Consider the following 22,771-nt stretch of genomic DNA (forward strand, 5'->3'; position numbering starts at 1 on the left):
ATGTGGTTCTGGTTTCGTAGCATAGTGTTGCTGCTGGTGTTGGGTGGTTTCGGCTATTTGCTCATGACCAAACCAGATTTTTTGATCCGTAAAGATTCCGTCAACCAGGCTGCTGACGGTTTCAGCCAGTTTTACAGCAGAATCCGCGGCTCTATTGCCGATGGTGCCAGAGAGTTATCCAGATTCAAATTAGATCTGCCCGACACCAGCGATAAGCTGACGTTGCAATTACAGCAACGGGCTAAAGTGGTGGTACCGGGCGCACCAAACTGGCGTGGTCAGGTTATTGACCGCCGGTTTCGTGAAGGTGATACCGTTAAAACCAAACTGTCCGAATATGCCAGAGCAGAAAACATAGAGCTGTTTTGGACCTTGCCCCGCGATTACGTAGTGAAACAGTATTTTCAGGTAGACAGCAGCCTGATTGACACCGTATATCAGGTGGCACAGGCTATAGCACCGGATTTTCATTCACCGGTCATCAGCTTTTACTGCCCGCGTGAACGGGCCGCGGTAATCACAGACAAAACCAACGAACATCTTAGCGAACATTGCATCCCTGCCAATACCAAACCTAAAGCTGATTAAACAGCTGCCGCCAGCATTGTTCTACCGTCTGTTTTGCCTGCGTCAGGCTGTCTTGTGCTGGCAATGTTGCCGGAGCCAGCGTCTGGCGATGGCCCACACCACGCAACAACTGATAAGCCTGTTGCAGCGCCTGCACTTGTTGTGGCGGTAATAACCCACACTCTGCCGCAGCATCCAGAATACGGATATTGTCACTGTAGCGATATAATTGCGCATGTTCAGCAGCATAAGCCAGCACCAGATACTGGCTGATAAACTCCAGATCAACAATCCCACCCATACTGTGTTTCGGATCTGCAGCTTCTACACCATGGTGCTGGCGCAACTTTTCGCGCATTTGCAACACGTCTTCACGCAATTTGGCCAAATCACGTGGTTGGCTTAATATCTGCTGGCGGATATGTTCAAACTTTTGCTGTATTGCGCTACCGCCATAAATAGCCCGTGCCCGAACCAATGCCTGATGCTCCCAGGTCCAGGCTTCCTGCTGCATATACTCAGCGTATGTCTGAATATGGATTGCCAACAACCCCGAGTTGCCGGATGGCCGCAGCCGGGTATCTATTTCATACAACACGCCACTGTTAGTACGGGTAGTACACAGATGCAGCACCCGCTGCACCAGTTTTAAGTAAAACTGCCGTGAATCAATGGCCCGCCCGCCCGAAGTAGCTTGCTGCGTATCGCACTGATGTACAAAAACCAGATCGAGATCCGAGCCATAACCCAGCTCTAACCCACCCAGTTTGCCATAGGCAATAACAGCGAAACCTTTGTCGCCGTCAGCCAAACCTGCTGGCATACCATAGCGCTCTGTCATTTGCTGCCAGGCCAGTTCTACTACCTGCGCCAGCAATACTTCAGCCAGCCAGGTCAGATGATCGCTGACTTTCATCAGTGGCAGCACGCCGCTGATATCAGCGGCAGCAATCCGCAATTGCTGCGCCTGCTTGTACTGGCGTAATGTTTCCATTAACAATTCCAGGTCATCAGACGCTACCCGCAGCATGTGCTGGCGCAAACGGTCCTGATAATCAGCCTGAGTAGCAATCTGATAAAGTTGTGCCGGATCAATCAGTTCATCCAGTAGCATCGGGTAACGCGACAAATGCTCTGCCAGCCAACCACTTTGGGTACATAGCAAAACAAGTTGCTGCAGAGCAGCCGGGTTTTCAAACAGCAGCTCAAGATAGGCCGTGCGGGTAACAATCTGGCGAAACACGCTTAATACCCGGCTCAGCACTGTCGGCGACGATTGTTGCTGTTGCAGCATATGCAGCAACAGCGGAATAAGCTTGGCCAGATAATCTCGGCCACGCGGGCCAACACTGCGCTTCTGGCAGTCTTGCTTAAACTGCTGCAGTTGGTTAATCAGTTCAGTGGCGTCGGATAGCGCTAGCCATTCCAGTTGAGTAGCCAGTTCCTCTGCCGGTTGTTCGCTGTCCCAAATCAGCCGGCCCAGGGTAATTTCCTGTTGCTCCAGCTCTTCGCCATTATCAATAACCAGCTTAAACTGTTGATGCACTCTTGCCATAGCCGTGTCGATCTGTTGCTGCAGCTGAGCCCAGTTATCCAGCCCTAAAGAAACCAGCAACTGGCTTTGCGCCAACTCGTCTTGCGGTAAAGTTTGGGTTTGCTGATCATCAATACCCTGTAGTGCCTGTTCTACCGTGCGCAGCAGCAGATAATCGTCTTGCAGCTCTGTTACCTGCTGCCAGGTTAATACTTCTTCTTCTGCCAGCACCGGCAGAGCCTTTAGCAAAGCGGGCTGTTGCATCGCGGGTATCCGGCCACCGCGGATTAACTGCAGGGTTTGGACAATAAATTCAACTTCGCGAATGCCCCCTACGCCCAGCTTAATATTGTTACGCCGGTTCAGCCGACGGTTTTCCTGCTCAATTTGCTGCTTCATCCGCCGCAGCGACTCTATAGCAGAAAAATCGATATAACGGCGGTAAATAAACGGCTTGAGCAACTGCTGCAATTCAGTACTGTGATAGCCATCAGGGTTGAGGATGCGGGCTTTTAACATGGCATAACGCTCCCATTCGCGTCCCTGCTCCTGATAGTAATCCTCCATAGCAGCAAAGCTGAGTGCCAAAGGGCCACTATCGCCAAATGGCCGCAGCCGCATATCTACCCGGTAAACAAAGCCATCAGCAGTTACCTGATGCAAAGCAGCAATCAGTTTTTGCCCCAGCCGGGTAAAAAATTGCTGGTTTTCACAACTGCGCCTTCCACCGGTAGTTTCGCCGTTGGCCGGATAGGTAAAAATAAGATCGATGTCAGACGAAAAATTCAGCTCGCCACCGCCCAACTTGCCCATGCCCAGCACCAGTAACGGCATAGCATTGCCGTGTTCATCCTTTGGTGTCCCCCACTGTTCGCTCAGTTGCTGATACGTCCAGTGGTAAGCGGCATTAATTAAGGTATCAGCCAGTTGCGATACTAACTGCAAGCTGCGGCTAACGGTTTGCAATTTAAGCATATCAGCTGCAAGAATGCGGCACAGTTGCGCGTTGCGGCAACGGCGTAATGCGGCAAAAGCGGCAGTCTCATCCAGCACCTGTTCCTCAGGCAGCGCAATCACGGGCTGCTGCAATTTTTGCAACAATAAAGTGCTGTCCGTCAGCTCGGCCAGTAATGCCGGTTGTTGCTGCAAGGTGCGGCCAATAAAACTGCTACCACTTAACAGCCGGCGTAGTACTGTCTGTACCTCTGCACTAAAGCTGTCAAGTTCGAACCGGCTTAACATCTGGTTCAGATAACTTTGCAACACCGTTTCAACCGCCATATGCTACCCCGCTTTACGCGTTTTGATACAAATATTCAGACACTGCCAGCAACAGCTCGTTGTACCGGCGCCAGCCAAACACTGCCGCATTTTGCAGCACGGCCTCTGCCAACGCAGCGGCTTCGGCAGATAAATACTGCAGCGGTGCCCGCTCAGATAACGATAACGCCAGAGCAGCCAAAGCCTCGCTGGCGGTATTAAGTGCTGCTGGTTGCTGGGTTTGCCCGTAGCACGCTTCTGCCTGTTGCAGTGCGCGGATTTGTGCCAGCACAGTGGTGCCGGTGTGTTGTGGTAAAGCCACAGTTTGCTGCGCACGCAGGCTATATCCTCGTGCGGCTTTGCTCTGCCAGCCGGTGCGCAGTGGTAGCTGTTGTAATAAGGTTCTGGCCAGTGTAAATAACTGCAAAGCGTTACCGCTAATCAGCTCCAGCTCCAACTCGGCAATCGGCTGGCTGTAGCTGCCAGAGCGAATTTCGCCCTGATCATATGCCAGTTCAACTTCACTGCCATCAGCACAGCGCAGCAACCAGCTGTGGCGGACAAAATCTGTGCGGAACAACTCCATCAGTTGCTGCTGTAGTTGCGCTACATCAGCCTGGGCCGGCCAAATTTCCAGCGGAAAAGCTTGCAGCTTTGGTACCACACCGTCGCAGGCAACATTATATTCCGGTCGCATTTGCATAGCGCCGTGCTGGCTGCCGGCTAACTTAATGGTTTGTTCATAACGCCCCTGCTTTAACCGGCTACGCAGCCCCATATCATGGCGGCGAAACCAGTTGTCGGCAGTATCAAAATAGGCATTTAATAAGGTGTTATGCTCGCTATACTGCAGTTCTCCCAGTTGCGGAATTAACTGCATCAAACTGTCCAGCCCGGCGGGTGGCAGCAGATACTTCAGCTCAAGTTCAGTACTCATTGGTTACTCTGTGCGTCGCGCTGACAGCAAGACGCCGTGCAGCTGCGTTTACCCCTTGTCAATTGCAGCACAACTCCCTATCATCCAAGATATTGGCTGCAAAGCGGTTTCATTTAAATAAGCTCAGGATACCTATGTTCAGATTAATTAAAAGCACCCTGCTGGTATTATTTTCAGCCGGGTTGTTGGCGCTTTCCTCTCAGGCTATTGCACAAGACAGCTCTAAACCTGCTTTTATCAGTGATGCCTTATTTGTATTTCTGCATTCCGGCCCTAACAACCAGTATCGTATTATCGGTACCGTTAATGCGGGCCAGAGTGTTACTTTTCTGCAGGAAGACACTGCCACCGGCTATGCCGAAATTCAGGTAGACGGCAAAACCGGCTGGTTACCCAAAGAACACGTTACCTATACGCCAGGTTTGCTTGCTCAGTTAGAAAAACTTAAAGCTGAATATGCCCAATACAACGAAACGGTAAATGCACTGGAGCAACAGCGTGATCAGTTAAACAGCCAGCTCAGTGAAGCGGTAACCGAGCGGCAAAAAGCAGTTGAACAGTTAGAGCAAGCCAACCGTGCTTACGAGCAACTCAAAGTACAGCTGGAAAATACCCAAAGCGCTATCTGGGAAAAACCGATGGTTTTGGGTTCATTAATCCTGCTGGCGGGGTTAATTTTCGGCCTGCTGCTGCCACTGTTAGTACCTAAACGCCGCAACAGCGAGCGCTGGTAGTATTATCATTCAGCCCGCTACAGGCGGGCTGTCTGTTATTTTCAGTGGTAAACCACTGTCACTTTTTACTTTTTCTATCACCACATAAGTGTGGGTTTGTGCTACACCCGGTAAATCCACAATCAGAGCCAGAATACTGCGATATGCGTCCATATTCGGCAGCTGCAATTTCAATAAGTAATCAAAGCCCCCCGCCACCATATGGCATTCGGCTACCTGGGGAATTTGCACCACCGCATCACGGAATTTATCAAATACCTCACTGGTGGTTCTGTCCAGCGTAACCTGAATAAAAGCCGCAGTACCAAACCCTAGCTTGGCAGCATTTAACCGCGCACCAAAGCCGTCGATATAACCTTCTTTCTCCAACCGTTTTACCCGGTCAATACAGGGGCTGGCACTTAAATTCACTTTTTTTGCCAAATCAACATTAGCAATGCGGCCATCACGCTGCAGTGTATCCAGAATACTGATATCTATCCGGTCCAGCCCTTTACTTTTTACAGGTGTACTCATGGCAGCAATTTTTCTGGTTTTGGTTAGTAATGGCAGAATTATATAGGGTTAAAGCAGAAAAATAACCACCCTATACGGCAGACTTTTCACTAGAATGCCGCATTCTTAAATCTTGTCAGGAAGCTAACTGCCATGTTGTATAACGGTTCCCTGGTTGCCACCCAACCGCTGCGTCAAACTATTCGTGATTTCTATCGTGCCGATGAAGATAAAGTATTAGATTATCTGCTGCCATTGGCCGACATTGGCGTAAATGCCCGCAGCCGGGCCTGGGAACGTGCACGCCAGTTAGTGCTGACTATCCGTCAGGCTCAGGTTGGTAAAGGTGGCGTCGATGCGCTGCTAAACGAATTTTCGTTGTCTACTGAAGAAGGTCTGGTGTTAATGTGTCTGGCCGAAGCGCTGCTGCGTGTGCCGGATAAAACCACCGCAGACCGTTTAATCCGTGACAAATTATCACAAGGTGACTGGAGCTCGCATTTGGGCAACAGCAGCTCACTCTTCGTTAATGCTTCAGCCTGGGGTTTGCTGCTTACCGGCAAACTGGTGAACTACTCAGACGAGCAGAAAAAGCAACAATTTGGCCTGTTAAAGCGCACCTGTGGCCGCCTGGGCGAACCGGTGATCCGTCAGGCTGTGCGTTATGCCATGCAGATAATGGGTGCACAGTTTGTAATGGGCACCACTATCGGCGCTGCGCTGGAACGTGCTGCAGAAATGGAAGCGAAAGGCTTTCGTTATTCTTACGATATGCTGGGCGAAGGTGCCCGCACCATGGCTGATGCCAACCGCTACTTCGACAGTTATATGCGGGCTATTGATACCATAGGTAAAGCTGCCAAAGGCCGCGGCCCGTTTAACAGCCCCGGTATTTCGGTAAAGTTGTCGGCTATTCACCCGCGCTACGAATTCAGCCACCGTGACCGTGTCATCAAAGAGTTAATTCCACGGGTAAAACAGCTGGCACTGGCTGCCAAAGCTTATGATATTGGCTTTACTATTGATGCTGAAGAAGCCGACCGGCTGGATATTTCGCTGGATATTATTGCAGCAGTATTCAGCGACCCGGCGCTGGATGGCTGGGAAGGCTTCGGCCTGGCCGTACAGGCATATCAGAAGCGCGGTATTCATGTGATTGAATGGCTGCGCGATTTAACGGTAAGAGTTGGCCGCAAAATGATGGTACGGCTGGTTAAAGGTGCCTACTGGGATACTGAAATTAAACTCAGCCAGCTTGAAGGCTTTAGCGACTTCCCGGTATTTAGTCGTAAACCCTCTACTGATGTGTCCTATCAGGCCTGCGCCAAAAAAATGCTCAGCTACCGCGACAGTATTTATCCGCAGTTTGCTACCCATAATGCCTACACCGTAGCTACCATTATGGAGATGACTAACGACTACAGCGGTTTTGAATTTCAGCGCCTGCATGGTATGGGCGATGCGCTGTACGACGAAATAGTGATTAAAGACAAGATCCCTTGCCGTATTTATGCACCGGTGGGTGAACACTCCGACTTACTGGCTTATTTAGTACGCCGCTTGCTGGAGAACGGTGCCAACAGCTCTTTTGTTAACAACATTATTGATGAAACCATTCCGGTAGAATCGCTGCTAAGTGACGCAGTAGAAACCGTGCGTGGCTGGAAACAAAAGCGCAACCGGCAAATACCGCTACCGGCCAACTTATATGGCAACGAGCGCCAAAACTCCAACGGCCTTGATTTAACCGACATTGATCAGTTGGAAGCAGTAAAAGCAGCCATGGCGCAGTGGTTTGAAGCAGTTAAGCAGATCCCGGTGCAACCCAATGCCGTACCGGTAACTAACCCGGCCCGGCTGGATGAAACCATTGGCTATTTACAATATGCCGATAAAGACAAAATGCAGCACATTCTGGCCAACGCTGAAGCGGCTTTTAGCAACTGGTCAACAACTGATATCACAGAGCGTGCTGCCCTGCTGCGCCGCATTGCTGACGCGCTGGAAACTCACCGTAACGAACTTTTGGCACTTTGCGTAAAAGAAGCAGGCAAAACTCTGGGCGACAGCGTGGCAGAAGTACGCGAAGCCATCGACTTTTGCCGTTACTATGCCGCCCGTGCCGAAGAGCTGTTTGCCCAGCCCGAGCAAGCCCGTGGCGTATTTTTATGTATCAGCCCATGGAATTTCCCGCTGGCCATTTTCTTAGGCCAGGTAGCAGCAGCCATTGTGGTTGGTAATACCGTTGTGGCTAAACCAGCCGAGCAAACCAGTTTAATTGCTATACGTACTGTAGACATCATGCGCCAGTGCGGCATGCCTGAGCATGTGGTGCAACTGGTTATTGCACCCGGCCGTCAGGTTGGTGAGCATATAGTGCCAGACAGCCGTATTCAGGGGGTAATGTTTACCGGCTCCACTGAAACCGGCTGCTGGATAGCACGTAAGCTGGCAGAGCGTGGTGGCGAGCCGGTACCACTGATTGCCGAAACCGGCGGCCAAAACTGTATGATTGTCGATTCTACTGCCCTGCCAGAGCAGGTAGTAGACGATGTTATTTCATCTGGTTTCCAAAGTGCGGGCCAGCGCTGCTCTGCACTACGAGTACTGTTTTTACAGGAAGACGTGGCAGATAAAATTATTACCATGCTAAAAGGCGCGATGGCAGAGCTGCATGTGGGTGACCCACAGTGGCTCAGTACCGACCTCGGCCCGGTAATTGATGCCAAAGCGCATGAGCGCTTAACCAGCCATGTGCAGTATTTAGCTGACAAAGCCACATTACACTACGAGTGCGCTATTCCGGCAGGCGATCGCCACTACTTCTTTGCGCCGCGTTTATATGAAATCAGCGACCTAACCGTGCTGGAGCGTGAAGTATTTGGCCCTGTTGTACATATCATCCGCTTTAAAGCCGATGAGGTTGATAACATCATTAACCAAATCAACGCTACCGGTTATGGCCTGACAATGGGCGTACACAGCCGTATTGAGCAATTTACCAACCGGGTTGCCCGCGATATTAAAGCCGGCAATATTTACGTAAACCGCAATATGATTGGTGCTGTTGTTGGCGTACAGCCTTTTGGTGGCCGTGGTTTATCCGGTACCGGCCCTAAAGCGGGTGGCCCGTTGTATCTGACACGGTTAATTAAAGACAATCTGGATGTCAGCTGCCAGGCACTGGATGACGCCAAGCGTCATCGCCTGTTAAGCGAAACCACCAGCAGCGCGGTAGCCTATGCTATGCCAGCTGCTATCGGTGCACAGCAGCAGTGGTCACTGCAGTCAATAAACCAACGCACCTCTGTGTTGCGTCAGTTTATGGCATCACTGGCAGCCAATGCAGTCGTCAATAAGCAAGAGCCGGATTTAGATCAGGTTTTAACGCTGGCTCAGCAAAAACTGGCACGGGTAGAGCGCGAATTGCAAAAGCCTATTGCCCTGCCCGGCCCTACCGGCGAAAGCAATATGCTGGTACTGGACCCGCGCGGCGTACTGGCGTTGGTGCGTGACGAGTCAGCAGCGTTCAGCCACTGGTTACTGGCCATTATTACGGCACTGGCAGCAGGTAATGCCGTGATAACAGCAGTAGAAGATGCCGATATGGCAGAAGCCGAAGCCTGCATTAAGGCACTGCTACAAGCCGGCATGCCACAGCACTTAGTATCTGTAATACGGCTGGACTGCCTGACAACTCTTCTGGCACATCAGGATCTGGCTGGGGCGATGATCGACGTTAACAGCGCAGTCAAACCTCTGTGTGCCGAGCTACTGGCTGCGCGTGAAGGCGCTATACTGCCACTGATCACCGCACCGGCAGGGCCGCAGTTACTACATCGTCTGGTAACAGAAAAAACCATTACTATTAATACTACAGCTGCCGGTGGTAATGCGTCACTGATGACAATGGCTGATAATATCGGCTAATTGTTACAGTTTGTCACAACGATAAAGCCCGCATGTGCGGGCTTTATGCTATGTTATAGCTTGCGCTATCGCGATATTACGACAAACCATCTCGTTGTTAATTTATAGTTAAGGTTATATAAGGTAAAATGGCGGGCTGGGCTCAAGGGCGGTTTTGGATTACAAAATAGATGGCATATCAGGAAGTTAATATATCTGATTTACAACCGGGCAGTTATGTTGTGCAGGTATTACAACAGTCCGGGGATGTTGTCGTCAAGCATGCAGGTTGGGTTCGCACTAAACAAGCCATAGAGCTGCTACGTAAGAAAGGCGTTAAAGTCGTTCTTATCGACCCCGATAAAGCCATACTCAGCAAAACCCCTGCAATACCTGACGAACCCATTGCTGCAGCAGAAGAATTATCACCCCGTGTACTCTTTGCCGATGAATGGCCAAAAGCAGAAAAAACCCTGCAACAAACCCAGCGCGTACAACGCCAGATGCTGGACGCCGTGCGCAACGACAACAATATTGATTTGACGCTGGTACATGAAGTCAGCGCCGGGCTGGCAGAATCCATCAGCCGGAATCAGGATGTATTGTTGTGTCTTAACCGTATAGCAGAGCAAAGCGATACCTTGCTGCAGCACAGTATCAGTTGCGCAGTGTATATGGCAGCTTTTGCGCGCTACCTGAATTTACCGTCACACAAAGTGCAGTCGCTGATAACCGCAGCCTTATTGCATGATATTGGTAAAGCCATTGGCCCGGACTATCTGAAAATGGCAGATCACCTGGCCATTCCGGCCAGTTTAAATGCACTGCAAAAAACAGCTAAGCTGGCTGGCGAAGTATCATTATGGATCAGCCAGCATTGCGCGCACCTGGATGGCAGCGGCGTACCCAAAATTGCCGCGCGGCAGATAGAAAAAGGCAGCCGGATGCTGGCAATAGTTAACGCTTACGAAAAACTGACCGCATCGCAGGCACCTAAGCTTGGCCCACTGGCTGCCTCCCGCCAGTTGCTGGAGCGTACACCTCACCAGTTGGATGCTGAACTGCTGCAACTGTTTATTAAATGTATTGGTATTTATCCACCCGGATCAGTAGTTAGACTGAGTAGCGGCAAGCTGGCACTGGTGCTGGAAAATAACGCAAAAAAACCGTTGCTACCCAAGGTTAAAGTGTTTTATCACAGTGTGCACCAACACCACATTCCGCCTAAAATTCTCGACTTGTCACGCCAGCAGGAAGAACAGATAGACAGTTGTGTTGATCTGAAAAAATTTGGCCTGGATGTAAAAAACTATATCTGAATCAGCCTGCCGGCCACTCGGTTAATGCTGCCATGCTAAATAGCTGCGTACCCAGTTCAAGCAATACATATTGCGGGGTAATTTCTCTAATCCGGATATCTGCGGTAACCCACTGCCCCTCCTGCAAGGTTTTACCATTTACCTTTACCCAGCGCTGGCTAACACTGGTGGCATAAACATGCGCGTCAAAGCGTAGCGGCGGAATTTGCAACTGCAACTGCGCGTCCAGGCTATGGATATCGGTAGCCGGTGCATTGTGGCTGCGAAATCCAGCTTTGTTTGTGCTGGTGTTTTCTGTAGCTTTTAATGCCGAAGCAAACTTATCGCGCAGCTCACCCGACACTTCCGGCTCAGGCAAAGGTTGTGGCTCTGCGGCTACAGTGCCTGCGGTCATTGTTGTTATTGGCGGCAACGGGGTAAATTCTTCCTTTACCGGCACTGGCGGCGGTTTTATCGCCTGCGTAATTTTGCTGTCAATAGCGCTTTGTGCCGCACTGGCTATTGCTGTGTTGCCAGCTTCATTTAGTGCAGTAAAAATATTAACCGGCTGCGCAGGGCTAACTGGCTCAACGCTTACCTGTTCAACTGAGGCAGCTTCCGTCTTAACCGGTGGCTTAAACCAGTAAGCGGCAGCAGCCCCCACACAACCAGCCAGCAATAAAGCCAATATTAGCGCCAGCTTACGCCAGAAAGCACTACCATCAGCAACAACGGGCATGTGCTGATTTTGCTGTTTCAGTGCTTCCATTAAAATTGACATAAGCTTCTCTACTTCACTTTATTGGCTTTGCAGCAACGGCATAATAATCAGTGCCAGGCTAAAGCCCAGCACTATAGCGCAAACACCCAATACAGGCCAGAACCAGCGCGGTAATGCGGCTTTGCTTACCTGATCTGACAACGGCAAAATTTCACTGGCAGCCCGGCTTACCAGCTTATCGCTTACTATCGCCTGCTGCTGGCTGTAAGCCCCCAGCAATGCTCTGTCTGCCATCAGGTTAACCAACCGGGGTATACCGCCGCTTAGCTGATACAAGCGCTTCACTGCGCCGTCACTAAATACCGGCCGGCTGCACCCGGCAACCTGCAGGCGGAATTTTAAGTAATGGTTTACTTCATCCAGATTAAGAGGCAACAAATGATAACGCGCGGTAATACGCTGCGCTAACTGACGTAAGTCGTTACGTTTTAACAACAGCTGCAGCTCGGGCTGGCCGATTAAAATCACCTGTAGCAACTTACGGGTATTGGTTTCCAAATTAGTTAACAGCCGCAGTTGCTCCAGCACTGCAGGTTGCAGATGCTGGGCTTCGTCGATAATCAGCAGTGTGTGTTTACCCGCCTCATGGTTTTTCAGTAAGCGGTTTTTTATTTTATCGCCCAGCAGTTTTAAGCTGGCATCAGTTTTTTTGTAGCGGATTTTCAACTCATCACAGATAGCCGCCAACAACTCCAGCTCAGATAAAGTAGGGTTTAAAATAAAGGCTACTTCGGCACGTTCATCCAGCTCCTGCAGTAAACAGCGCGATACCGTGGTTTTGCCGGTGCCCACTTCACCGGTAAGCAACACAAAACCTCCGGCCTCTCCCAGCCCAAAACGCAAGTGCGCCAAAGCTTCGGCATGGCGCGGGCTTAAATACATAAAGTCCGGGTTAGGTGCAATGGAAAATGGGGCACTGGTTAAGCCGAAAAATCCGGTATACATACTGCTTCCTGCTGGTTAGGGCGCCATCATTTGTTGCGACCGTGCATTTTGAAAGACGACAGGTATAATGGCAAAAAAATTGCCAACAGGAAAGCCGGTGCAACGATATCTGGTAGGTGGTGCAGTACGCGACAGTCTTTTAGATTACCCGTTTCACGAGCGTGACTGGGTAGTGGTAGGCGCTACACCACAGCAAATGCTGGATGCCGGTTATCAGCAGGTAGGCAAAGACTTTCCGGTGTTTTTGCACCCGCAAACTAAAGAAGAACATGCTCTGGCGCGCACCGAACGCAAAAGTGGTAAAGGCTATACCGGCTTTACTGTATATGCCGCACCCGATGTCACCCTGGAACAAGATTTACTGCGCCGCGATCTGACTATCAATGCCATTGCTCAGGCTGATGATGGCAGCCTAGTTGACCCTTTTGGCGGTGCCGGCGACATTAAGCATAAAATTTTGCGCCATGTATCAGATGCTTTTGCCGAAGATCCACTGCGTGTATTGCGTGTAGCCCGCTTTTACGCCCGCTATGCTCATTTAGGCTTTAGCGTTGCCAGCGAAACCCAGATATTAATGCGCCAGTTAAGTAGCGAGCTAAACACGCTGACACCCGAACGCGTATGGCAGGAAACCGCCAAAGCGCTGAGCGAACAAACGCCACAAGCCTATTTTCAGCTGTTATACGACACCGGCGCGCTACAAACACTGATGCCGGAACTGGCGGCATTGTGGGGCGTACCGCAGCCACCACAGTGGCACCCGGAAATTGATACCGGTGTGCATACCTTAATGGTGCTACAACAAGCCGCTGTCTTATCGCCAAGATTGGATATCCGCTTTGCTGCACTGGTGCATGATTTAGGCAAAGGCGTAACCCGACCTGAACTTTGGCCGGCACATCATGGCCATGAGCACACCGGCTTACCGCTAATCTCGCAGCTGTGCCAGCGCCTGAAGGTACCGAATGATTGCCGCGATCTGGCATTGCTGGTGTGTGAATATCATCAACTGGTACACCGTGCACGCGAGCTTAAAAGCAGCACGGTATTAAAACTGTTTGAAGCAATAGATTTATGGCGCAAGCCGGATCGGTTAGAGGCGTTATTACTGTGCTGCACCGCAGACCTGCGTGGCCGCACCGGATTTGAACAGGCGGAGTACCCTCAGGCCAGCTACCTGCAAACACTGGCAACAGCAGCCCGCAGTGTCAGTGCCCGTGATTTGGTCGCACAGGGCTTAACAGGTGAAGCTATAAAGCAAGGCTTACAAAAAGCCCGGCTAAATAGCATAAAAGCGGCTAAAGCAAACGCTCAGAAAGCGCCTTAAGCTGCACTGCCAAGCACCGCCAGTAACACCACACCCAGAAGCAACCGGTAGATCACAAACGGCAACATGCCCATACGTTCTATGACCTTTAAAAACAGGTGAATACAAATAAAGGCGCTGACAAAAGACAACCCTGTGCCCAGTAAAATAGCGCCCACATCGTAGTGGGTGGGTTCGGCCAGCAGCTTGCTGCCCTGATAACCACCGCTTAATACAATAATCGGAATAGACAGTAAGAAAGAAAAACGCGCGGCACTCACTCTGTCCAGGCCCAGCATTAATGCTGCTGTCATGGTAATACCAGAGCGTGAAGTCCCCGGAATTAATGCTACCGCCTGAGCAATACCAATCAACAATGCCTGCTTCCAGGTTAACTGCTCCATAGTTTGCATTTGCTTTGCTGTCGCATCGGCCAGCCAAAGCGCCAGGCCAAACACTATAGTAGTAATAGCAATAACATAAGGGGAGCGCAGGAAGGTTTCAATCAGATCAGCGGCCAGTAAGCCAGCTAAACCCGCCGGAATAGTAGCCAGAATAACCCACCACGCCAGTTTGCTGTCAGTACTGTGTTTACCACCTAATGACTGCACCCAACCTACGGTTAAATTGGCGATATCCCGGCGAAAATACAGCATTACCGCTAATAAGGTGCCCACATGTACGGCAACATCAAATACCAGCCCCTGATCTTCCCAGCCAAACATTGCTGAGGGCAGAATAAGGTGGGCAGAAGAAGAAATAGGTAAAAACTCGGTCAGGCCCTGAATAATAGCCAGAATAATAACTTCCACTGTACTCACAGTTACTTGCTCCAGTTAAATGGCACCGGCCATAATTTTTGTTGTTTCGAATACTGTTGCCACAACTCACTATAACTAAGCCCGGTAAGCGGGTGCATTACATCTGGCGCAATTTCCGCCAGTGGCCACAATACAAAGGCATTTTCTGTAATTTCCGCCCGGGGCAGCTCTACCGGTTGCTGACACACCACATCATCAAAAGTCAGTAAATCCAGATCCAAAGTGCGGCCGCTGAATTTTGCCGCCGTTCTGTCCCGGCCATAGTTATTTTCAATTTGCTTAAATAAAGCAACGCAATCGGCTATTGATAAGCTGGTATCAGCCGCAACCACCATATTGTAAAAAGCACTGCCGGCAAAACCAACGGCTTCACTTTCATACACTGATGACAGCGTAAGCGGGCCAAAGTGTTGCCTGAGTGCGCTGACTGCTGCCTGAATATGATAACTACGTTTAATATTACTGCCGATACTGATGTAAATGCGCGCCATCAGCTGCGGCTCCGCACTATGGTAACGCCGACAATTTCTGCCTTCTCCAGTGCGCCGGGCTTTTGCACCGACACTTTAACCTGTGTGGTGGCAAATTCGTTTAGCAGTAACTGCGCCACACGTTCTGCTACGGTTTCAATCAACTCCAGTGGCTGGGCGGTAATTAACGCTATAACACGCTGGGCAATAACGGCGTAATCCAGTGTTTGGCGTATATCATCCTGTTTTGCTGCATTGCTGATATCAGTCAGCAGCTCTAAATCTAACAACAAGCGTTGCTGAATGGTTTTCTCCCAGTCGTAAACGCCGATCACGGTATCTACTTGTAGCTGTTTTATAAAAACTATGTCCATTCAGTTACATCCGCATTGCGTTATTTCTCGTTTCAGGTAGGCTGGTCGGATAGGCAAAACCGCTAAAACCCTATATTCTGCTGGCCTTAAATCAGGCTGCAATCTTAACGTAAAAACTGGTGCTGAGGAACCGCCTTAATGACCCCGCTGATTGGAATTATGATGCTGGTAGCCTATCTTTGTGGCTCCGTTTCGTCGGCAGTGCTGGTCAGCAAGCTGTTTCGCTTACCTGATCCCCGCTTACATGGCTCTGGCAACCCCGGTGCCACCAACGTACTGCGTTTAGGCGGCAAGCTGCCAGCGGTGCTGGTGCTGTTGTTTGATATTCTTAAAGGCACCATTCCGGTGTGGGGTTCATACTTTTTGCAAATAGAACCGTTATATCTGGGGCTTATTGCTATCTGCGCCTGTCTGGGCCATATTTTCCCGCTATTTTTTGGTTTTCAGGGTGGTAAGGCGGTGGCTACTGCTTTTGGCGCCATGATGCCAATTGGACTGGATTTAGCCGGTTTGCTGATCGCAAGCTGGCTGATTATTGTCGCAATCAGTGGCTATTCTTCACTGGCGGCGATTTTAACCGTGACGTTAGCACCAATTTTCACCTGGTTTATTAAACCGCTGTATACCGTGCCGGTGTTAATGCTGAGTATTCTGATTATTGTGCGCCACCGCGAGAATATTATCCGGCTGTATCGTGGCAAAGAAAGTAAAGTGTGGGATAAATCCAAGCGGATTCAAGAGTAACCCCTCACCTGACTGATAAAGCGAGGTTGGAATCCCGATATGGGCGCCACAGAGTGTCTGAACAAATGCGTAAGCATTTGTGAGTTGCTGTGGCGAGCCAGAGCGGGAGTTGCAACCGAAGCCCCACTCCTGACCAGATGCTAAAACCATTAAACCGCTGGCAAGTCCTGCATTGGCCAGCGTGGTGTAACACCAATCGTTAAATCCTGCTGCTGCCCGGCGGCTAAACGGTAATACCCCGCCAGTGCTATCATGGCACCATTGTCGGTGCAAAACTCTTTACGCGGGTAAAATACCTCACCGCCGTGGCGCTTCAGTAACTGCGCTAACTGTTCACGCAGCGACGTATTGGCGCTAACACCACCGGCTATCACCAGGCGTTTATAACCGGTTTGCAGCAACGCCCGCTCGCATTTAATCACCAGAGTGTCTACCACCGCCTGCTGAAACGAGGCTGCGATATCAGCCTGCACCTGCGTGCTGTTACCCTCTTTGGCGATCACATTGGCGGCTGAGGTTTTTAAGCCACTAAAGCTAAAATCAAGCCCCGGCCGGTCTGTCATTGGCCGTGGAAACTTGTACTTTTTACTGTCACCCTGCACGGCCAGCTTTGCTAATAGCGGGCCGCCGGGGTAATCCAGTCCCATCAGTTTGGCGGTTTTATCAAAGGCTTCACCGGCTGCATCATCGATAGATTCGCCTAGCAGTTCATAACGGCCAATACCTTCAACCGCCACCAACTGAGTATGGCCGCCAGACACCAACAGCGCTAAAAATGGAAATTGCGGCGGGTTAGCTTCCAGCATCGGTGCCAGCAAATGCCCTTCCATATGGTGCACCGCCAGCGCAGGCTTGCCCCAGGCCATTGCCAGCGAACGGCCAATAGCAGCACCTACCAGCAAAGCACCGGCTAAACCCGGGCCCGCAGTGTAAGCCACGCCATCAATATCAGTAGCCGCACAGTTTGCTTCAAGCAACGCCTGTTTAATCAGTGGTATGGTTTTACGGATATGGTCGCGCGAGGCCAGCTCCGGCACTACACCACCGTAATCGGCATGCAGTGGGATCTGGCTGTACAGTACATGGCTTAATAACCCCAGCTTGTCGTCATAAACGGCAATACCGGTTTCATCGCAGGATGTTTCTATACCTAAAACTCGCATCTGTGTCTCAAATCCGCTAAAATGGCTGCCATTGTACCGGCTCAGTTCACTCAGAGCCAGAGGATCGGATTTAGATCGCAGAACTGCTTTACATCACCCTGTCTTTTTGCGTAAAATGCCGCACCATTTTTAATCGTATTGGTTCACAGATAACCAATTTGGCCCTGAGGTGAGAATTTAATGCCTGTTGTTAAAGTAAAAGAAAACGAACCGTTTGACGTAGCATTACGTCGTTTCAAGCGCTCATGCGAAAAAGCTGGTGTATTAGCTGACGTACGCGCTAAAGAATTCTACGAGAAGCCAACCTGGATCCGTAAGCGTAAAAAAGCAGCAGCTGTTAAGCGCCATGCTAAGAAGCTGTCTCGCGAAAACGCACGTCGCATCAAGCTGTACTAAGCGTTAAGCGCTTATAGTACCTGCTTAGCGACACCGGTGCTTTGGCTGTGCCTTATGTTTGCCAGCCCCGCTGTAATAACAGCATGCTTTCTCAGCATAAATAAAGCCCGGCGTAACAGCGCAAAGTTGACATCTGCATACCGTGCCCGCAAGGCACGGTTTGTCTTTTTCTGAATAACGCCGAAGGAAAAAGGTGGCAGGACAAATCCCAAGACAGTTTATCGACGAGTTGTTGGCCCGTACCGACATTGTTGAACTGATTGACCAGCGCGTACCGCTAAAAAAAGCCGGTAGAAACTACGCCGCCTGCTGCCCGTTCCATAGCGAAAAATCACCCTCTTTTACCGTTAGCCCGGATAAACAGTTTTACCACTGCTTTGGCTGTGGTGCGCACGGCAATGCCATCAGCTTTATGATGGAATTTGAACAACTCGAATTTGTTGAAGCCATTGAAGAGCTGGCGCAGCAACACCACCTTGAAGTGCCGCGCGAGCAAGGCGCCGTTAAAAACCGCCCTGCAGCCCAGGCTGACGACTACCATTTAATGCAGCAGTCCGCCGGGTTTTATCAGCAACAGCTGCAAAGCCACGCTAATGCTGCGATGGTGCAGCAGTATGTGGCCAAACGCGGCCTGAGTGCAAAAACTCTGGCCGATTTTGCCATTGGTTACGCACCGGATGGCTGGGATAACCTGCTAAAACACTTAAGCCCGGCCAACCATAAAACACTGCGCGATCAGTTATTTGAACTGCGGCTGATAAACCGCAACGACAACGGCCGCGAGTATGACTTTTTCCGCGAACGGTTAATGTTTCCGATCCGTGATAAACGCGGCCGGGTTATTGCCTTTGGTGGCCGCGTACTGGGCGAAGGTACGCCAAAGTATTTAAATTCACCGGAAAGCCGCCTGTTTCACAAAGGCCGTGAGCTGTATGGTTTGTACGAAGTGCGCCAGCAACCCGGCCATGTAGAGCAAATACTGGTGGTTGAAGGCTATATGGATGTAGTAGCACTGGCCGAACATGATATCCGCTTTGCTGTCGCCTGTTTGGGCACCGCCACAACGTCGGATCATATGCATACGCTGTTTCGCTACACCCCCAAGGTAGTGTGTTGTTACGATGGAGACCGCGCCGGGCGTGATGCCGCCTGGCGGGCATTACAAAGTGCACTGCCGCAATTAAAAGACGGTGTAGAGTTAAATTTTGTGTTTTTACCTGACGGTGAAGACCCGGATTCATTAGTACAAAAAGAAGGCAAAGACGCGTTTTTACAGCGCATCGCCAATGCTATGCCGCTAAACCAGTACTTTTTTGAGCATCTGGTACAGGAGTTTGACCCGGCCACTGATGCCGGTAAATCAGCATTGTCAGTAAAAGCAGCAGAATTAATTAAACAGATACCGAGCGAATTTTACCGTGACAGCTTAAGCGACAAACTGGCTAACCTGCTGGGTAAACCGCGTGAGCGCACCAAAGCTGCGGTACACCGGGCAGCCAACCGGGTAAAACCGGCGGCGATGAAAATAACACCGATGCGCCGCGCTATTGGTTTATTACTGCAGTACCCCAATTTAGCTAATGTAATGCCGGATGCGCCAGAGCTTGGCGAAGCTAATATTCCCGGCATAGGCTTGTTACTGGCACTGCAGCAACGGCTGCAACAACAACCGGATTTAACCACCGCGCAACTGATAGAACAGTGGCGCGATTTGCCCGAACACAGCATTTTAATGACATTGGCCGCCTGGGATCACCAGATCGAACCGGAACAATTGTCACAGGAATTTGTCGATACTTTTCATTCAATTGAAGATCAGTATTTACAACAACGGCTGGAAGCCCTGGAACGGAAAGATAAACTGCAGCAACTGAGTAAAGCCGAATGGCACGAATACAAACTGCTGCTGCAAGCGCTGAAAAGCAAAAAACCAAAGCTTGCGAACTAATGCGGCTGGCTAGAAAAGCCGCGCTTTGTTATAATCGCTAGTTCGCAATTTTACATTAATCAAATTGGTGGAAGATAAGTCTCTATGGAGCAAAATCCTCAGTCGCAGCTAAAACTCCTGATCATTAAAGGTAAAGAGCAAGGTTATCTTACCTTTGCTGAGGTGAATGATCACCTGCCGCAAGACATTATCGATTCAGATCAGATAGAAGACATTATCCGCATGATCAATGACATGGGGATCCAGGTGTTTGAAACCGCACCGGATGCCGACGATCTGATCATGACCGATGCCACCACAGATGAAGACGCCGTGGAAGAAGCGGCACAAGCTTTAGTCAGCGTGGACAAAGAACTGGGCCGCACTACCGACCCGGTACGGATGTACATGCGTGAAATGGGCACCGTTGAACTGTTAACCCGCGAAGGCGAAATTGACATCGCCAAACGGATTGAAGACGGCATCAACACGGTACAAAGCTCCGTTGCTGAATACCCTGAAGCCATTACTTACCTGCTGGAACAGTGGGACAAGTATGAAGCCGAAGAAATTCGCTTAAGCGACATTGTTACCGCTTTTATTGATCCGAACGATATCGACGAAGCCCCTATCGTTGGCAGCCATATTGGCTCAGACGTACCAGAAGACAAGCTAGACGATGACGACAGCGATGACGACGATGAAGACGGCGACGCTGATGCTGACGACGGTGATAGCGGCCCGGATCCGGAAATGGCACGGCAAAAATTCGGCGAACTGCGTACCCAGTACGATGTTACCCGTAACTCTATCGTGAAGAACGGCCGTGAACACGCCACCACAAAAGTAGAAATCGAAAAATTAAGCGAAGTATTCCGCTGCTTCCGCCTGGTACCAAAACAGTTCGATCGCCTGGTTAAAAACATGCGCGAAATGATGGACCGTGTACGGGTGCAAGAACGCATTGTGATGAAGCACTGTGTTGAATACGCCAAAATGCCGAAGAAAAACTTCGTCAAAGCCTTCACCGGCTTTGAAACTTCTACCGCCTGGTTGGATGCTGAAATCGCCGGCAATAAGCCGTACTCAGCCAAACTGGACGAGCATAAAGAAGAGCTGGTTCGCAGCATTGAAAAACTGAAGAAAATTGAAGAAGAAACCGGCTTAAGTATCTTTAAAATTAAAGATATTAACCGCCGTATGTCTATCGGCGAAGCCAAAGCCCGCCGTGCGAAAAAAGAAATGGTAGAAGCCAACTTACGTCTGGTTATTTCTATCGCGAAAAAGTACACCAACCGTGGTTTGCAATTCCTTGATTTAATTCAGGAAGGTAACATCGGCTTGATGAAAGCGGTAGATAAATTTGAATACCGTCGTGGTTACAAGTTTTCAACCTATGCCACCTGGTGGATCCGTCAGGCCATTACCCGCTCAATTGCGGATCAGGCCCGCACAATCCGTATTCCGGTGCACATGATTGAAACCATCAACAAGTTAAACCGCATTTCCCGGCAGATGCTGCAGGAAATGGGCCGCGAGCCATCACCGGAAGAATTATCCGAGCGCATGCAAATGCCTGAAGATAAAATCCGCAAGGTGCTGAAAATCGCCAAAGAGCCGATTTCAATGGAAACACCTATTGGTGATGACGAAGATTCACATCTGGGTGACTTTATCGAAGATAGCACAGGTGAATCACCGCTGGATTCGGCCACCATGGAAAGCCTGAAAAACGCCACCAACGAAGTATTAGCCGGTTTAACTGCACGCGAAGCCAAGGTACTGCGTATGCGCTTTGGTATTGATATGAATACCGACCACACGCTGGAAGAAGTAGGCAAACAATTTGACGTAACGCGTGAGCGTATTCGTCAGATCGAAGCCAAAGCCCTGCGTAAACTGCGCCACCCGTCTCGCTCAGAAGTATTAAAAAGCTTCCTGGACGAGTAAGTTAATGCTAAAGATAAAGGCGCCGACAGGCGCCTTTATTATTAAAGCCCGTTTTAAGCCTAAAAAAGCAGCAATTAACCACACTTAGCCTAACAAGCCGGATGACAAACCCGGTAAAAGTTTTTATACTGCCTGCCGCTTTACAGCTAATAGCTTCAATAGCGAAATGCTACACATGGCCCCATAGCTCAGTTGGCTGAGGGGAGGTCGCCGCAAGGCGATGAGGGGTGACTTAACGTCACACCGAAAGACACGAAGGCGAGACCGTGGATGGTCGAGCCGGAATGAAGCTACAGGATGTACCCTGTCAGCTGTTTAGAAAGTTTTATATGGCCCCATAGCTCAGTTGGTTAGAGCGCTCGACTCATAATCGATCGGTCGCTGGTTCGAGTCCAGCTGGGGCCACCATTTATCAAGCACTTACGTTACTTCTTCTGATCCACTTTAGTTCTGTGCTACCAACACCCTATTCTTTTTAGCGCTAAAAAGCCAACTTGATCAGCTCCGCAACTTCACGCAAAACTCTCCGACTTTTAAAAGCGAACCAAATCACATTTGCTAACAACACCATTACAACAAATGCAGTTACTTCGCCTGCTAAAAACGCAGGCATTAGATTGTAAATAAATCGTACAGCAGGCCAAACTATGCCTTGAAGAATAAAATATTGACTGACCAAAGCAAAAATTAAAATCAGCAGACTACAGAATCTGAATCTATTCTTACCGATTTTCAGAGCAGATAAAAATACTAATATTGCACCAAAGTTCATAAAGCATTTCCTTTTATTGATAATTACCACAATCAATTTATGCTCTTTCTAGACCTAAGTGGCTCCTTAAGCCCCCCACTTTTAGCTGCTTAACGAAACTGAAGAAATTTGGGAAATTGGCACCATGATTGACGATGTGCTTACCTTTCTTTCTGAAGAAGGTTTCATTAGATACCTACCAGACCCTAATCATCAGCATGGTTACTATTGGAGAGTCAGACTGACGATAAAAGGACTGACGGTCTTAGGAAGTCCTGAATCCTTGGAACCCAAGGGAGAATCATTAATTTTGGCTAGTCCTGAAGTAAGTTGACACTTATTTCAGTTTAAAACGCCCGGTGAACTTCATCGGGCGTTTTGTATTTTAAGGCCAGATGAGGCCTTTTCT

The 22,771-nt window shown here is 49.8% G+C and carries 19 protein-coding genes and 1 tRNA gene; 10 read left to right on the forward strand and 10 right to left on the reverse strand.

Annotation, left to right across the window (positions count from 1 at the left end; translation table 11 throughout):
• Positions 1-588 carry a toxin co-regulated pilus biosynthesis Q family protein gene (locus tag M2404_RS02855; RefSeq protein WP_259238194.1) on the forward strand — a complete coding sequence of 196 codons (588 nt, stop codon included), beginning with the start codon at positions 1-3 and terminating at the stop codon, positions 586-588.
• On the opposite strand, the gene glnE is transcribed toward M2404_RS02855, so the two are convergent.
• Both glnE and M2404_RS02865 read right to left on the reverse strand, forming a co-directional pair.
• Positions 575-3,382 carry a bifunctional [glutamate--ammonia ligase]-adenylyl-L-tyrosine phosphorylase/[glutamate--ammonia-ligase] adenylyltransferase gene (glnE, locus tag M2404_RS02860; protein WP_259238195.1) on the reverse strand — a complete coding sequence of 936 codons (2,808 nt, stop codon included), beginning with the start codon at positions 3,380-3,382 and terminating at the stop codon, positions 575-577. The genes M2404_RS02855 and glnE overlap by 14 nt on opposite strands.
• Before the next feature lie 13 nt (positions 3,383-3,395).
• Positions 3,396-4,298, reverse strand: a complete 903-nt coding sequence (locus M2404_RS02865) for a CYTH domain-containing protein (protein ID WP_259238196.1) — start codon at positions 4,296-4,298, stop codon at positions 3,396-3,398.
• 134 nt (positions 4,299-4,432) lie between these two features.
• On the opposite strand from M2404_RS02865, the gene M2404_RS02870 reads away from it, so the two are divergent.
• On the forward strand, positions 4,433-5,032 hold the full coding sequence (locus M2404_RS02870; protein ID WP_259238197.1) for a TIGR04211 family SH3 domain-containing protein: 600 nt from the start codon (positions 4,433-4,435) through the stop codon (positions 5,030-5,032).
• Between the two features lie 9 nt (positions 5,033-5,041).
• Here the strand turns inward: M2404_RS02870 and M2404_RS02875 are convergent, their stop codons facing one another.
• Positions 5,042-5,548 (reverse strand): Lrp/AsnC ligand binding domain-containing protein, encoded by a 507-nt coding sequence (locus M2404_RS02875; RefSeq protein WP_259238198.1) that lies wholly within the window; start codon positions 5,546-5,548, stop codon positions 5,042-5,044.
• 132 nt (positions 5,549-5,680) lie between these two features.
• On the opposite strand from M2404_RS02875, the gene putA reads away from it, so the two are divergent.
• Together putA and M2404_RS02885 are read left to right on the forward strand one after the other, a co-directional pair.
• Complete coding sequence (gene putA / locus M2404_RS02880) at positions 5,681-9,457, forward strand: bifunctional proline dehydrogenase/L-glutamate gamma-semialdehyde dehydrogenase PutA (RefSeq protein ID WP_259238199.1); 3,777 nt, start codon at positions 5,681-5,683, stop codon at positions 9,455-9,457.
• Between the two features lie 170 nt (positions 9,458-9,627).
• Positions 9,628-10,755 (forward strand): HD-GYP domain-containing protein, encoded by a 1,128-nt coding sequence (locus M2404_RS02885; protein WP_259238200.1) that lies wholly within the window; start codon positions 9,628-9,630, stop codon positions 10,753-10,755.
• 1 nt (position 10,756) lies between these two features.
• On the opposite strand, the gene M2404_RS02890 is transcribed toward M2404_RS02885, so the two are convergent.
• The gene (locus M2404_RS02890; protein ID WP_259238201.1) at positions 10,757-11,515 is read right to left on the reverse strand and encodes a general secretion pathway protein GspB; all 759 of its coding nucleotides are present in this window, start codon (positions 11,513-11,515) and stop codon (positions 10,757-10,759) included.
• Positions 11,516-11,533: 18 nt separating this feature from the next.
• Positions 11,534-12,460, reverse strand: a complete 927-nt coding sequence (locus M2404_RS02895) for an ExeA family protein (protein ID WP_310503056.1) — start codon at positions 12,458-12,460, stop codon at positions 11,534-11,536.
• A gap of 97 nt (positions 12,461-12,557) precedes the next feature.
• Here M2404_RS02895 and M2404_RS02900 point away from each other — a divergent pair, with 97 nt between their 5' ends.
• Positions 12,558-13,787, forward strand: coding sequence for a multifunctional CCA addition/repair protein (locus tag M2404_RS02900; RefSeq protein ID WP_259238202.1), 1,230 nt, complete (start codon positions 12,558-12,560; stop codon positions 13,785-13,787).
• On the opposite strand, the gene M2404_RS02905 is transcribed toward M2404_RS02900, so the two are convergent.
• From M2404_RS02905 to folB, 3 genes are read right to left on the reverse strand one after another with little or no spacing between them, the layout of a single operon-like run.
• Positions 13,784-14,587, reverse strand: a complete 804-nt coding sequence (locus tag M2404_RS02905; protein WP_259238203.1) for an undecaprenyl-diphosphate phosphatase — start codon at positions 14,585-14,587, stop codon at positions 13,784-13,786. The two genes, M2404_RS02900 and M2404_RS02905, sit on opposite strands and share 4 nt — an antisense overlap.
• Positions 14,588-14,589: 2 nt before the next feature.
• Positions 14,590-15,078, reverse strand: coding sequence for a 2-amino-4-hydroxy-6-hydroxymethyldihydropteridine diphosphokinase (folK, locus tag M2404_RS02910; RefSeq protein WP_259238204.1), 489 nt, complete (start codon positions 15,076-15,078; stop codon positions 14,590-14,592).
• Positions 15,078-15,431, reverse strand: a complete 354-nt coding sequence (gene folB, locus M2404_RS02915) for a dihydroneopterin aldolase (RefSeq protein WP_259238205.1) — start codon at positions 15,429-15,431, stop codon at positions 15,078-15,080. The genes folK and folB overlap by 1 nt, the downstream gene beginning before the upstream one ends.
• A 138-nt stretch (positions 15,432-15,569) precedes the next feature.
• On the opposite strand from folB, the gene plsY reads away from it, so the two are divergent.
• The gene (gene plsY / locus M2404_RS02920; RefSeq protein ID WP_259238206.1) at positions 15,570-16,175 is read left to right on the forward strand and encodes a glycerol-3-phosphate 1-O-acyltransferase PlsY; all 606 of its coding nucleotides are present in this window, start codon (positions 15,570-15,572) and stop codon (positions 16,173-16,175) included.
• A gap of 149 nt (positions 16,176-16,324) precedes the next feature.
• On the opposite strand, the gene tsaD is transcribed toward plsY, so the two are convergent.
• Complete coding sequence (tsaD, locus tag M2404_RS02925; RefSeq protein WP_259238207.1) at positions 16,325-17,338, reverse strand: tRNA (adenosine(37)-N6)-threonylcarbamoyltransferase complex transferase subunit TsaD; 1,014 nt, start codon at positions 17,336-17,338, stop codon at positions 16,325-16,327.
• A gap of 180 nt (positions 17,339-17,518) precedes the next feature.
• Between tsaD and rpsU the strand changes: the two genes are divergently transcribed.
• The 4 genes from rpsU to M2404_RS02945 all read left to right on the forward strand — a co-directional run bounded on the left by rpsU (position 17,519) and on the right by M2404_RS02945 (position 22,019).
• The gene (gene rpsU, locus M2404_RS02930) at positions 17,519-17,734 is read left to right on the forward strand and encodes a 30S ribosomal protein S21 (protein WP_027671378.1); all 216 of its coding nucleotides are present in this window, start codon (positions 17,519-17,521) and stop codon (positions 17,732-17,734) included.
• 193 nt (positions 17,735-17,927) lie between these two features.
• Entirely contained in the window at positions 17,928-19,682 is a 1,755-nt protein-coding gene (dnaG, locus tag M2404_RS02935; RefSeq protein WP_259238212.1) for a DNA primase, read from the forward strand.
• Positions 19,683-19,766: 84 nt separating this feature from the next.
• A complete protein-coding gene (gene rpoD, locus M2404_RS02940) occupies positions 19,767-21,611 on the forward strand; it encodes an RNA polymerase sigma factor RpoD (RefSeq protein WP_215396991.1) in 1,845 nt (614 codons plus the stop codon).
• 331 nt (positions 21,612-21,942) lie between these two features.
• A tRNA-Ile gene (locus tag M2404_RS02945) sits at positions 21,943-22,019 on the forward strand.
• Between the two features lie 73 nt (positions 22,020-22,092).
• Here M2404_RS02945 and M2404_RS02950 read toward each other — a convergent pair.
• A complete protein-coding gene (locus tag M2404_RS02950; RefSeq protein ID WP_259238214.1) occupies positions 22,093-22,383 on the reverse strand; it encodes a hypothetical protein in 291 nt (96 codons plus the stop codon).
• Positions 22,384-22,771 lie beyond the last annotated feature (388 nt).

Source organism: Rheinheimera pacifica, assembly GCF_024809855.1.
GTDB classification, from domain to species: Bacteria; Pseudomonadota; Gammaproteobacteria; order Enterobacterales; family Alteromonadaceae; genus Alishewanella; species Alishewanella pacifica_A.